Source organism: Methylomonas sp. 2F7, from assembly GCF_057126975.1.
This window is the reverse complement of the sequence record NZ_CP195203.1, coordinates 2,423,894-2,437,762: the sequence shown is the minus strand read 5'-3', so window position 1 is coordinate 2,437,762 and position 13,869 is coordinate 2,423,894. Positions and strand designations below refer to the sequence as shown.

The 13,869-nt window shown below is 49.4% G+C and carries 5 protein-coding genes; all 5 read left to right on the top strand.

The features are described from left to right. Positions 1–127 precede the first annotated feature (127 nt). The 5 genes from ACR64Q_RS10980 to ACR64Q_RS10960 all read left to right on the top strand — a co-directional run bounded on the left by ACR64Q_RS10980 (position 128) and on the right by ACR64Q_RS10960 (position 13,665). Positions 128–715 (top strand): REP-associated tyrosine transposase, encoded by a 588-nt coding sequence (locus ACR64Q_RS10980; protein ID WP_026600889.1) that lies wholly within the window; start codon positions 128–130, stop codon positions 713–715. Positions 716–720: 5 nt separating this feature from the next. Further along, the gene (locus ACR64Q_RS10975) at positions 721–1,611 is read left to right on the top strand and encodes a glycoside hydrolase family 75 protein (protein ID WP_313734709.1); all 891 of its coding nucleotides are present in this window, start codon (positions 721–723) and stop codon (positions 1,609–1,611) included. Between the two features lie 175 nt (positions 1,612–1,786). Next, positions 1,787–2,746: an encapsulin gene (locus ACR64Q_RS10970; protein WP_026600886.1), complete on the top strand. Its 960-nt coding sequence runs from the start codon at positions 1,787–1,789 to the stop codon at positions 2,744–2,746. Between the two features lie 18 nt (positions 2,747–2,764). Then, the gene (locus ACR64Q_RS10965) at positions 2,765–10,351 is read left to right on the top strand and encodes a neuraminidase-like domain-containing protein (protein WP_313734706.1); all 7,587 of its coding nucleotides are present in this window, start codon (positions 2,765–2,767) and stop codon (positions 10,349–10,351) included. Then, positions 10,348–13,665 (top strand): Tc toxin subunit A-related protein, encoded by a 3,318-nt coding sequence (locus ACR64Q_RS10960; RefSeq protein WP_313734704.1) that lies wholly within the window; start codon positions 10,348–10,350, stop codon positions 13,663–13,665. Before ACR64Q_RS10965 ends, ACR64Q_RS10960 begins: the two co-directional genes overlap by 4 nt. Positions 13,666–13,869 lie beyond the last annotated feature (204 nt).

The window sequence follows — 13,869 nt, the reverse complement described above, 5'->3', positions numbered from 1 at the left end:
TGTTTCGAGCCCGCGTAGGTTGGGGTGAATGTAATGAACCCCAACACTCTCTCGGTATTGAATATTGCGTTGGGGTTCCTTCGTCACCCCAACCTACGTTGAGGTGGTTTTGTATGGATGGTCATACATGCGATATCGGCGCGCGGATATTAAAGGTGGAACGTATTTCGTTACGGTGAATCTGGCGGGACGAAAGCGAACCTTACTGGTGGATTATATGGACCAATTACGCATGGTAATCAACAAGGTGAAAACGACACATCCGTTTCACATCGATGCGATGGTCATTCTGCCGGATCATCTGCATGCCATTTTTACCTTTCCACAAGACGATTGCGATTATCCGACCCGATGGATGTTGATCAAAGCGGGGTTTTCCCGGCAAATCCCAAAAAACGAACGCATCAATACCAGTCGATTAGCCAAAGGCGAACGGGGGATTTGGCAACGTCGATATTGGGAACATCTGATTCGCGATGAAACGGATTATCCACGGCACATGGATTACGTGCATTGGAACCCGGTAAAGCACGGGTTTCTATCACGAGTCATCGATTGGCCGCATTCGACTTTTCACCGGTACGTCAAAAATGGTGTTTATCAGCCGAATTGGGCAGGCACAGCGGCTAGTGGTAACGGTGAGGATTTTGGCGAGCGGTACGGCAAGGCCACTATCGGACCAGACGGAATAATGAGCAACAATGACCAGGGGTAAAGACGATGAAGAACTTATCTTATAGGAGCGTGCTGACGGGAATCTTTACCTTATGGGCTGGCTGCTTTGCAACCGGCGCGGCACTGGCTGATTGCTCGCTTAGCCCCAAATTCACCTTTACCCACGAAGAAATCGGCGAGCTTAAGGTATTCAGCGACCCCGATACCAAAGCCATCGCCTTCGCCTCGCAAATGCAGGTTAATACCGACGGCGCACCGGATTCCTACCACCCGGACGACATCGGCATTACCCATATCTGCAACGGCGTCAGCGTCGGCGCCAACTGCACCTGGAAGCCCAAGTGCCTGACCGACTTCAATCAAGCCAAAGCCGAACACTTCAAGGGACCGACCAAAATCTGCTTTTTCGCGATGGCCACCGATGCCAAAGGCATTCCCATCATTCAAGGCCCAACCGACCCCAAGGCCGGTTACTTCGTCTCGACCACCGCATTGCACCAGCCCGGCGAAAATCTGCGCACCCCGCAGGCGCAACTGGATTCCAACACCGTCAACTTCGCGGTTATCCCCGGTAACTGGCAACGTTCCGGTAACCCCGGGCCGAAGCTGGGCGACTTCGGCGTGGCCTACCGGCGCTCCAATGGTAAATCGGCCTTTTTCGTCATCGGCGACACCGGCCCCAAAAACAAACTCGGCGAAGGCTCCGTCGCCCTGCACCAGGCGCTCGGGAATGATCCCTTCATGGACCGCTTCGGCGTCCGCCGCGCCCGCAAAGGCATCGGCAACCGCGACGTGGTCTACCTGCTGTTCCCCAACACCGCCCAACCCGGTCAGAAATTCGATACCGCCAATATCGACCGGATTGGAGGAGAGCAACTGCAGAAATTCGGCGGTATTGAGCGATTGCAGGAATGTTCTGGGCTACTGGCAAAGTAAGGATAGGTATCCGGTAATCTTACTAATACTGAGAGGTGAATTTGTAAATCTATGCCGAAAGACTTCTTTCACATACTAATGAGGAAAACACTATTGAACGAATCGAGCAGATGGGGATGACCGCAGATGTAAAGACTGTAGAAACTTTGATCTAGACACTAAATAGGAGATGAACATGGACATGACGATTAATTGGGACCAAGAACATATGAATCTGGCGATGAAAATCGTTCGAGAACGATTCGCGATGAATTCCATAGCGGGTCATTTTGCGCCGCACACAATGATCGATCAGATGACCCGAACGATTCCCAGTAATCGATTCGACTACGGTGAGCGAATTGTCATCGACAATGAAACCCTAAACTTATTCGAGCCCTTTGCAATTTGTAACTTCACCCTGGCCCAGATGAATGAGTTCGGTAACCTAAGCGGCGAAATGCTAACGGGCGAAACGGCCATGCAAAATCGCATCGTTACTACCATTACGCGTGCCGCCAGTGCACTGGCTCGTTGGCACGATTTCCTGTTTTTCGTCGGTTTAGAACAGAATGACGACCCTAGTAAATTAAAACCACCAGGTGTTGATCCCGGTAAAGCTGTTACGAACCCAGTGCCGGTAAGTCTCCGCCAAGCCGCTATACAAGCGGAAAAGGATTTAAACAACGGTAATGAGAACCCAATCTTAGTGAAAGGCCCCGCGCTTAACGAGGGTTTAGTGGCTGCCGTATACCAAGCGGTCTTGCAGCTTGAGACGCGGGGTTATTACACCACTTACCATCTTGTTCTGGGTGAAGGGCTTTGGGAGGAGTTATATCGGCCCACCCAAGGCTCGCTGGTTCTACCCAAGGATCGGATCGAACCCACTCTAATCGGTGGTCATATTCATCGGACTACCACCTTACCAAGAGACGAAGCGCTCATCGCCTCACTGGATGGTCCCACCATTGATTGCGTAACGGCTGGCAGTGGGGATCAACATCCGAACTTCGCCTTATTACCGGCAGTAACGACAACGGAGACTATCTATAAGGCTAGGATTGTTGAGGCATTCGTGCCGAGGATACGGGAAAACCAAGCCATCGTGCGGCTCAAGATAGATACTACACAGGCTGCTGGTAAAGGTAACTCATAACAATAGCTGGAGAGCGGCATGGCTGAAAAAATCATAAAAGTTGGCATGATGGGGAACGATGTTTCCGCTTTACATCAAACCCTTCTGTCTCAGGGATTGACGATTCCCCAATCTGAAGCAGGACGCGGTTTTTTCGGCCCAGCCACTCGCAATGCAGTTTTAGAAATTCAAACGCGCAATCAATTGCCAACAACTGGGCAGGTAGATGCGGCGACGGCGGCCGCTATTGCCAAGCAACCAAGCACAGTGGCAATAGCCGAGTCTGCTGTTACCACTAATACTATGCCTTCCGGAATCGCTGCTGGCAATGTCGGCATTGGTTCGACATTAGTCACTGGTATCTCAGCGGCAAATTCTGCAGCAGCCTTAGGTTCTGTGCGGATTCCTGATGTCATGATTCCCAATTCACCACCAACGAATCCGTCGCCGGGCGGTGGTGTTTCATCTTCGCCTACCCAAGTCGTGAGCGGCAGTATTGTCCTCGAGCATGGTCTTCCAGCCAGCAAGGTGAAACTCAATTTCTATCAACGAGGGCTGGGCGGGGAGTTGACATTGGTCGCTGGAAATATCGAAACGACAGAATCGGGGGAATACAGCACTGTCTTATCTGGCGCTTCGAACCTGGAAATTCATGCGATCGATAGCAATAATCGCGAGGTACAACTTTCCGCAACCAAGTTTGATTTGGCGGCGGATGAAAGAATCGACTTGATTGCGCCGAGCGCCGTTCAGCCACTAGCCGCTGAATTCAAGCGGTTAACGGAAGCAGTTGCCCCGCATGCGGGTGAGAAGATGATCGGCTTCAAAAATGCGATTGAGCGAGACGGCCGAACGGATTTCAGTTTCCTTGCCGGCAAGACTGGCTGGGACCCTGGGGCGCTAGCCCTCGCGTCAACGGCTTTTAGCCTATCCGATCATATTAATGTTCCAGCCGAAGGTTTGTATGCGATGGCTCGTTCAGGTCTTCCGATGGATCCACGCAAATTGGCCCAATTGCGGACGGAGACCGTAGCAAATGTATTGAGACGAGCATCCGCAGCCGGAATGGTGGACGCCGCAAGCATCGACAGCAACATTGCTGCATTTCGAGAGTTTGCGGGGAACTTCAAATTCAACAATCGAATATCTGGTGCGGTATCGGCACCAAAGGATTTTGTCAGCTCCGCGCAATTATCCGATGCTGACAAGGCTTTATTCACAAGTGTCATTAAAGAAGAGGCAACTAAAAATATCTGGGAACGAGCCAAAGCTGTCGGTGTATCGGATGCCGGTTTAGAACGGCTACAAATTCAGGGAAAACTCGCCTATTTGACGTTCAATAATGCGGAGCTATCTGCGAACCTCAATACAAAGATCTCGGCAAGCATTCTAGAATTGATTGAGCTTGGCTACTACGAAGAAAGCAAATGGAAGGATCTATTGAACGAACTATCTTCGGGGGATGAGAATAAGCTCAGTGGGCTTGTGCCATCCGTAATCATCGGACAGTCATTAGAACAGAGGGTCGATGCCTATGCCTCCGAACTGTCTCGGCGGGTACGACAAATGGATACGCACGCAGTGACTGTGGATCGTATCGCGACCGCAAAAATGGATGCAGTTCCTGACGCAGACAATGTTGGTCGGTTTTTGAAAAACGCGACCAACCTGGGATTTCGTTTGGGCAAGACGCCATTAAGCAATTTTATCGCGAGCAATAGTTCGGCAGTATGGAAAGAGATTGCTCCGGAAATGCAGGAAAGTGCGCTTGCCACGGTTCGCAAATTATCTTCCTTGTATAGCGTTAGCCCAGACGATGAGTCCATGAATGCCCTCATGGCGGCCGGTTTTTCGTCGGCAACAGAAATTGCGAGACACGATTTTGATGCCTTCCATGAACGGATCCGAATTTTTTTCCGTACCCAACCTAAAGCGGGCGATTTGGACATCAGAAAAAGTATCTATTGGAAGGCAAAACAGCAGGCCGCAACGATATTCAACGTGTTTGACGGGCTGAAACGCCTCAATACCGTTTCTTATGCACCCGGATCAAGCCCGGATGACACTAGTAAGCGGGACGATCAAATAGTTGCTACACGGAAGAAGCTTGCAGGGCTTTTCCCAACACTCGAGACGTTATTTGGCTCCGTCGACTACTGCGAATGCAATCAGTGTCAATCCGTGTTGAGCCCTGCTGCCTATCTTGTCGATTTGCTCGCTTTCATCGACCCGGATGAAGAGGCTTGGGCAACCATTAAAGGTGCTTATAAAGTACGTATTGGCGTCGATTACACCAAAAGCAAGCCGTTCGACGCTTTGAACGCGCGTCGTCCGGATATCAAAAATATCGCACTGACTTGTGAAAACACCAACGTTGCGCTCCCGCACATCGACCTTATTAATGAAATACTCGAGCAGTTGATGATGGCCGATCAGTCGGCGCCTGAAATAGAGGCTTACGATGTCGGGGAAGCTTCAAGTCAGGACTTGTTAGCAGAACCGCAAAATATTCTTTGGAGTGCATACGTTGGGGATAAGGGCAAGCCCGGTCTTCGCGATCTGGTATATCCGATTACGCTTCCATTTGATTTACCGATTGAAATGGTCCGTACGTTTTTGAATCAGCTTGGCATCCCGTTGTGGCGGTTACGCGAACTTTTAGTTCGTCCATCTTCGCTCTCCGCCTCTGCGGCGGCACGCGCTGACGGCTGGATGGATGTCTGGTTCGAGCGGCTCGGGTTTTCGCCGGCGGATATTTCAGCGCTAACCAAAAGCGATGAATGGTATTTGCTGTTTGGCTACACGTCCGCGGCTGATGCACTTGTTGCAACGGAGACAGTCGACGGTGTTACTCGGCCCTCCGAAAAAGGGCTTCGCAACGCGAAGACGCTGGCCAGACGCTTGGGTGTGAGCTACGAGGAGCTAGTCGAGTTGATCCGAACACGTTTCATCAATCCCGAAATCGAGGTCCTGATCTCGTTAAATAGGCTGGGTGTTGATGCTCATTTGCTCGATCGATATTTCGGCGAAGGCACACCGTTGAGCCCCGCCAGCCGAAGCGAGCTGGAAGCATCGTTATCTGCTCAAGGCATTCAGGTCGATGAACTTCGATTTATGCGAACAGGCGATATTCGGCGCTCAACCTTACTCTTGCAATCACCGAGCGTCGGTTGCGACTTTTCTTTAACAAGTTTGGCCTTCGATCAGGAACCCAGCTATGTTGAAGGGGAGTTATCACTCAGGTTTCTTAAACTGAATGCTTTCGTGCGCTTATATAAAAAGCTGGGTTGGGATATCCACGAACTAGATCGTGCTTTGATGGCGGTAATGCCCTCGGTGTCTTCGTTAACCGTCAAAACTTGGCCGGATGCGATAAAAACGGCGCTCTGCTATCTCGCGCATGTCGAGGAAATTAGGGAAAGCTTTGAAGATCGGGTGACGCGGGAAGAGATCCTGGTTTTTTGGAGCGATATACCAACGACTGGGATCTCGTGCCTATATGAGCGCTTGTTCATGGGGCGGGCTGTTTTGGATCACGAGGTATTCAAGAAACGCTTGGGACATGTGCTGACTGAAACCGTTCCAATTGCTGATCATGTGGATGGAATTCGCCAAGCCCTTCAACTTTCAGAAGACGAGATTGAGCCGATTTTGAATGCGGCAGGCGTAAACAATAGAAATCTGTCGATCGCAAACCTTTCAATACTGATGCGTCATGCAATTTTGGCGCGTGGACTTGAGGTTTCAATTACTGAACTCTTAGCATTGTTGAGCCTCTCGGAACGAAAGCCATTGTCTGCCATTGACACGGCTCCATTGACCGAAGTTACCAAAGACATTCCCTGGAACGAAACTCTGGCATTTGTAAAGGAGTTGGATCTTATACGGGAAACGGGTGTTGAAATTGCGTTCATTGAGCGAGTTTGCCGTTACCGTGGCATTGCCGATGAACCCAGTCCTGATAACGACCCTGCTCGTATTGCAATTCTAGCCTTGTCGCATGAAGGTTCTCCTGACCCGCAGCAACAAAAGATCCTGGTCGATAAACAAAACCTGTTACTCGTCCAGACATTGGCGGCTCAGCTCACGGCACCGGATGGGCTCATCAGCAACCTACTCAGCAATACGTTATTGGATGAAACCGGAAAACCACTTATAGAAAATGGTTTTAGTGAGCCTGGTCGAATCACGGCTTCCCTGCGGCGTCTTCGAGCGACACTTGATCTCCTGAAGTCACTAGAAATCACAGACACTGAACTTTCTTACCTCAGAGGTGTTTCGCAGGCGCTGAATTTGAATGATTTGCCGATTGAAGAGGTTACATCCGATGCTAAAGCCCGAGAAATCAGAAGTAGATTATCTGTTTGGCTCGAACTTGCCGCCGTGCGGAAAGAATTTGGCCGAAGCGAACGAATCTTGGCGGTTCTTTCGGCCGCTAGGCCGCCGTTGGACACCGATCACCCCATTGCTGACAGAGAGAAGGTATTACACGAAGCGGTGGCCGCGCTAACAGGTCTTAAAGTGGCTTGGTTAGAACCCGCACTCTATGCGATCGGCGCAAAAACAATTAGGTCGGAAACTTTTGAGGTTCCGGCTCTAGCTGATCCAGCCGCTTTACGCAGGACGATCGAGTCGCTCAAGTGCTTTACCCGCATCGGTCTAAAACCCGCCGATGTCGTTCAGTTCGCGAGTGCACCTATCGACGATGTGGTAGCGCGCAAGGTTCGCTCGTCCCTTAAAGGACGGTATAGCCCTTCAGCTTGGCGGCGATTGGTTAAACCGATCTACGACTCTTTAAGAAAGAAGCAGCGCGACGCTTTGGTCTCACATCTCACACACGTGATGGAGGGTGAAAAACCGAAGTATGGCGACACGCCCGAAAAGCTATTTGAATATCTGTTGCTTGATCCAGGCATGGAGCCAGTTGTAGTGGCATCTCGAATTCAGGCGGCAATTTCGTCAGTGCAGCTTTTCGTTCAACGCTGCTTAATGAATCTCGAGCCTGAAGGCGTTGATCCACAAATAATCGATGCCAAGCGATGGGAATGGGTGCGTCGATACCGCGTTTGGGAAGTCAACCGTAAAATGTTTATTTGGCCAGAGAATTGGCTCGATCCGGAATTTCGGGATGATAAAAGCCACATCTTTAGGGAGCTGGAAGGCAAACTTTTGGAGGGAGACGTCAATGATGACCTCGTTCGAACCGCTTTGTTCGACTATCTGAAAGGTCTCGAACAGATTGCGCGGCTTGAAATGCTGACCATGTATTTTGAGCCAGGCCCCAGTGCCGACAGTTCAATCATACACGTACTAGGACGTACGCCACATGGGCCGCACAAGTATTTTTATCGTCAGGTCAGCCACGGTATGTGGACGCCATGGGAGCCCATTGATGTCGGAATTGAAGGCGCGCATCTGGTGCTTACTTTGTGGCGGGGGAGGATGTATTTATTTTGGACTGCGTTTTTTGAGGAGACTAAAGAGAATCCAAATACCCCGACAACATTCAAACCGAGCGCAGATTCGGTTGAAGCCAGCAAGTTGCGCTCGACAACTAAGGTTAAAGTTCAACTTCACTGGGTTGAAAAAATTAGTGGTAAGTGGGTGAACCGATCGTCGATTTCTGGGTTCGTAGAGACGGATTTCGACGGATTAAAAGCCACGACTGATAGCGATAAGGAAGCTTTTTTCGTACGTGCAGTGTTAATACAAAACGCTAAAGGTATAGAGGATGACGACCTCGAAATTCATATTAAACACAACGAAGGCAAGGGGCATCGTTTCCGGTTCTACAGCAAGCTGGCCCCTCCAGCCTCAATTCTATCGGCAGACGCTCCTCCCTCGCCGCCATTTGCCAATATTAAAAAAACTGGCTCGAAATGGAAAGGTTCTAATTCCTTACAAGCCCAGTTCGTTTCCGCGGTGGAGCAGAACTCGCAAACCGGGAGTAATGACGTCAAAAGTGGCAGCTACACCATTCTGGAACGAGGCGGCGACTTTAAACTACTTGTGCCTAGCAACGATACTCTCCCCGTTCCATCTCAAATTCCGCCGTCTGGAGTAGGAAGGCCGAGCGGCTTTATTTTTGGACCGCAGAACGCCCAGCATGTGGTATATCGCTCCAGTGATGGCAGCATCTACGATCTCTTCTGGACAAGAAATGGATGGTTTTATCAGACACCAAGTGCAGATGCTGAAAGGGCTGATCCAACTGTCGACATCGAGCCCGCAGTAAGCGACCCCTACGGCTACGCCATCGATGATCGTGGCATGATTTGCATTGCATATGCTGGAGCCACGAAGGTATACGAGCTAGTTTGGTCTCAACTTGATTCAATCATGGACGACAATGAACAGATGGGAACAGGCTGGCAAGCGGAAACTGTTTATCAAGCGTCAAATCCAGACGGGCATCCAGAGGGTAAACCTTACGGAGGAGTATTTCTCCCTCAGCGTGGAATAGTGTTTAGAACCAAGGACGAAAGATTGCTTGTCACGCTTAGGTCACCCTTGGGTAACTGGGATACGAAAGAGCTGTTACCAGGGATTCCCAAGATAAACAGTGATCCGACTGGGTTTGTTGTAACGAAAACCGAGTCCGGTATCACAACCATTTTGAGTCGCCATATAATTTATCTTGGTGATGACGGTGACATTCACGAGCTTCAAAGTGATTTTTATGGACAAAATTGGTCACATAAAAACATTACCGAATCAATAGTCGGCGTCGTCAAACCAGCGCCCCGTTCTAATCCAGCAGCCTATACATTTCAAAGTCACGGGACACATCATGTGGTCTATCGTGGGATCGACGACCGAATTCACGAGTTGTGGGGAAATTCAGATTTGTGGAATTACAATCCCATTGGTGCGAACTCGACGAAGGCAAAGGGTGATCCTGTCGGTTACGCTACAGAGGGATTTTCAGAACATCATGTTGTTTATCGAGGTGAAAACGATCAAGTAGTTGAGCTTTGGTGGCTGAACGGCTGGCATGAGCATATTCTAACTAATACCGTTACTTCAGCCCCAAAGGCAGGCTCCAATCTGGCGGGCTATTCATTTGAAGCAATGCAAACGCAACATGTGGTGTATTTCGATGAAAATGGTAATCCCCAGGAGTTATATTGGAATGACGGCAGCTGGCATCACGGAGTGTATTGGCTACAGAATCCATTTCCACCCAACTCGCTTGCAGCATTAGCCGCGCCCTTCTTCTATGAATCCTCAACGAGAGACCACACATTTTTCGTAGAGCCCTATGTTGTTGAAACTACTGTCCATGAATGGACTGATTGGATCGTTACCACTAGCGAATACGTCGAACCGAAAATTTATATTCCATTGCATATCATCATTCCCAATGCGGTTGATATTGCGCCGAGCACCGCCAGTATTATTAAGATACCTCTTAATGTAAGTAAATTTTTATTCGATGCGCGTACGGTCATTCGGACACCAAAAGGAACGATTAGTCCATTAGCTCACTCAGAAGCGTTTGATGCAAATTCCCTTCAGTTAGCAAAGACAATATCCCCGTCGATGGTAGCCAACGTGAGTGAAGGACTTCAGCCTGCTCTTGTTCGCACCATCAGGGAATTCAATTTAAAAGGGGTACTCAGATGAAAAGTCGCTATTTCCACGGGTATATCGATTCCTACAAAGCATCTTTGGGTTACTGGACAAAAATAAAAAGCGAACACGAATATCAACACACTGTACACCATGCTCGGCGTGTACTGTACAAATTTACCGGCCACACACACCCTTACGCCCAGAAACTCATGGCTGAGCTGATTTTGAACGACATTGATGGACTCGAAAAGCTCGACACCGATGTTGACTTGAGGCGTACCTATTTCATGAGGGATTACGGTGCCAGTAGTCCCATCCCTGAAATTGATCCGGCCCTCCTTCAAAATTCACCCGTTGCTGTCTTGGCACTACGCAAGGCGGACTCGGCCCTGGAAGATGAAGGTTTACCCGTCGACGACCTCGATTTCGACTACCAAGCTGGTGCCTATGCGGTATACAACTGGGAGGTTTTTTATCACTTGCCTTTCACAATTGCACTTAATCTTGGCAAGAACGGCAGGTACGCAGAAGCGCAACGGTGGTTTCATCATATATTCGATCCACTCGATAATTCTAATCCGGCGCTTGGACCAAAGCGTTTTTGGAAATTCAAGCCTTTCAGAATTGATGAAGTCGAACATATAGAAGAAGTGATGTTTAATTTGGCCACCGGTGACAATGCCGTGGCACGCGATGCAACAGTTAGAGCAATCGGTGCCTGGCGCGATAAACCCTTTCGACCTCACCTTGTGGCTCGAACAAGACCCACAGCCTATATGTATGCCACGGTAATGGCGTATCTCGATAATCTGATTGCCTGGGGAGATTCCCTCTTTCGTCAGGATACGCGCGAAAGCATTAATGAAGCGATGCAGATCTACGTTCTCGCCGCGAATATTTTGGGGCCGCGTCCGCAAGCCATACCCCGGCGCGGTTCCGTAAAAAAACAAACCTATGCAAGCCTCAGGAATCAACTCGATGAATTTGGCAACGCGGCGGTTGCGTTGGAAGCGGAAATTGCTTTCGATTTGTTCCCCCCAGCAGAAGCTACTGAAACTAAGCCGGAACATGCTGTTCTGGAAAGCGTGGGACGCAGCCTGTATTTCTGTATTCCTAGAAACGAGAAATATATCGGTTACTGGGACACGGTGGGTGACCGGCTGTTCAAAATCCGAAACAGCCTCAATTTGCAAGGCGTGTTTCGTCAACTGCCATTATTTGCTCCGCCCATTGATCCCGCCATGCTTGCTCGGGCGATTGCAGCCGGCGTGGACATCGGGGCAATCATTGACGGCTCTGCGGGCGCCTTATCTCCAGTTCGTTTCCAATTTCTTCTCCAGAAAGCGCTTGAAATGGCCCAGGAGGTCAAATCGCTCGGTGGCCAAATATTATCGGCCCTGGAGAAAAAAGATGGCGAAACTCTGAGTGTGCTTCGTGCCCGGCATGAGGTAGGGATGCTCGGGTTAGTTGAAGCGGTCAAATACGCTCAATGGCAAGAAGCAATAAAAAACCGAGAAGGAATCGAAGCCAACCTTCAGACGGCTTTCCAACGCTTCCGGCATTACGACAGGCTGCTTGGCACTGATAATAATCAAATTAAACTACCCGATTATCCGTTATTTGATCGTAAACTGTTTGAGCAGCGTGCCTCAACATTGGTTGAACCAGACGTTGCGGCAGATGATCCCAATGTTCAGATTGGCTCAAGCTTTCGCGATGGCGGACATAAAGTTTCTGATGAGGAGGCGCATGAGATCGATCTCCTCGAAGCGACCGAAATCGTTCGAGAAGTAGCTATGGCTATTCAGGCGACCGGAGCATTTTTGAGTATGATCCCCGACGCAGAAGCGGCAGCAAAACCTTTAGGTCTTGGAGTTGGAATCAATTTTGGAGGAACGCAGCTAGGAGCATTCATGCGAGGATTAACCGACGTTGCGAATGGCGTTGCTGGGCGTCTGAGCCATGAAGCAAATTTGGCCGGAAAAATGGGCTCCTACTCGCGTCGTGAACAAGATTGGGCGTTTCAACGAAAACTCGCAGCTTGCGAACTAACACAAATTTATAAGCAGTACCGATCTGCCGAACTACGAGAATACATTGCCAAGCGCGAACATGAACACCATCTCACTCAAATTCAACAATCTAAGGATGTTTTGGAATTTCTGACGAATGAACAAAATCTAATGTCGGGCGACCGGCGTAAAACAACCACTGAAGAGTTTTACCTTTGGATGAAGCGCGAGGCGCAAAGCCTGCATGCGAAGTGCTTTCAGTTTGCTTTTGATGTGGCCAAGAAAGCTGAAAATGCGCTTCAGTATGAGGTCGGAAACTCGGATTTGAGGTTCGTTCAAAATAGCTATCTTGCCGGAAGAGAAGGTCTGTTTGCTGGTGAAAAACTCTATTTCGATCTGAAGCGACTCGAGATGGCCTATGCCGAGGCCAACACACGTGAATATGAGATCACGAAACACATAAGCCTCAGAGATTGGTTCCCTCTAAAACTCATCGAGCTGCGGCAGTCAGGCCGCAGTGAATTCGAAATAGCAGAAGCCCTTTTTGATCTGGACTGCCCGGGCCACAGCTTTCGTCGCATCAAGTCGGTGGCGGTCTCTATACCCTGCGTCGTAGGGTCCTATGCCAGCGTGAATTGTGCATTGGTACTCACTCAGAGTTATGTGCGCAAAGGGTCGGGCGGATATGGTAATAACCCTCAGGATGACACAACTAACTTCATACCATACGCAGCTGCTGTAAAGACGATCATTACCAGCGGAGCCCAGAGCGATAGCGGGCTGTTCGAAACTAATCTGCGAGATGAGCGATATCTACCATTTGAAAATGCAGGGGCTATCAGTTCCTGGTCACTCGAACTTCTCGGGAAACCACGACCGTTCGACTACGACACTATAGCGGATGTCATTATCACAGTTCGTTACACCGCTAGGCCGGAAGGAAGCAGAGCGAGCGCCGAACAAGCAGCTGAAAATTGGCTTAAGAATAGTTCAGCGAGAGTTTTTTCGATGCGGCATGAATTCGGTAGTGAATGGGCAAAATTCAAACAACGTGTAGTCTCTGAAGATGGTAAAGCGCATTTGAAGTTTAACCTTGGGAAAGAGCATTTTCCTTATCGTTTAGAAAAGATGACTCAACCGGCGAAACGAATCCACATTTTCTTCACCGGCGACGCATCGGGTGATGTTGAGCTCATACACAACAACAAGGCTATTGGAAATAGCCAACTTGTTAACGGAGCAGCCTTTGACCAGTCGCCGTTTCAACCCTTTGGTACATTCGAGATCCGATCTGATTCGAATGCGCTTGATGACCTTTGGTTAGTCGTTGACTGGTCGGAAGGCGCGCAATAGCTTTGTCGTTATGAATTTGAATGTCGGCTTTGAAGAGAATTTAGATTTACCGCTGATCGTCGCCTTAGGGTTGGGTGTTGACGGTCCACTCTTCAGATTCATCGCCGGAAAGCTGGCATTGAATTCCGATTTCTGAAAACTGCCATTCTTCACCGAGTTTACTAGCACCACAGCTGATAGTTAAGATTTAATTTGCTGTGACAG

Bases quoted from the DNA above. Each gene is read 5' to 3' on its own strand.
- ACR64Q_RS10960 (WP_313734704.1), top strand. From the start codon at position 10,348: ATGAAAAGTCGCTATTTCCACGGGTATATCGATTCCTACAAAGCATCT.
- ACR64Q_RS10965 (WP_313734706.1), top strand. From the start codon at position 2,765: ATGGCTGAAAAAATCATAAAAGTTGGCATGATGGGGAACGATGTTTCC.
- ACR64Q_RS10975 (WP_313734709.1), top strand. From the start codon at position 721: ATGAAGAACTTATCTTATAGGAGCGTGCTGACGGGAATCTTTACCTTA.
- ACR64Q_RS10970 (WP_026600886.1), top strand. From the start codon at position 1,787: ATGGACATGACGATTAATTGGGACCAAGAACATATGAATCTGGCGATG.
- ACR64Q_RS10980 (WP_026600889.1), top strand. From the start codon at position 128: ATGCGATATCGGCGCGCGGATATTAAAGGTGGAACGTATTTCGTTACG.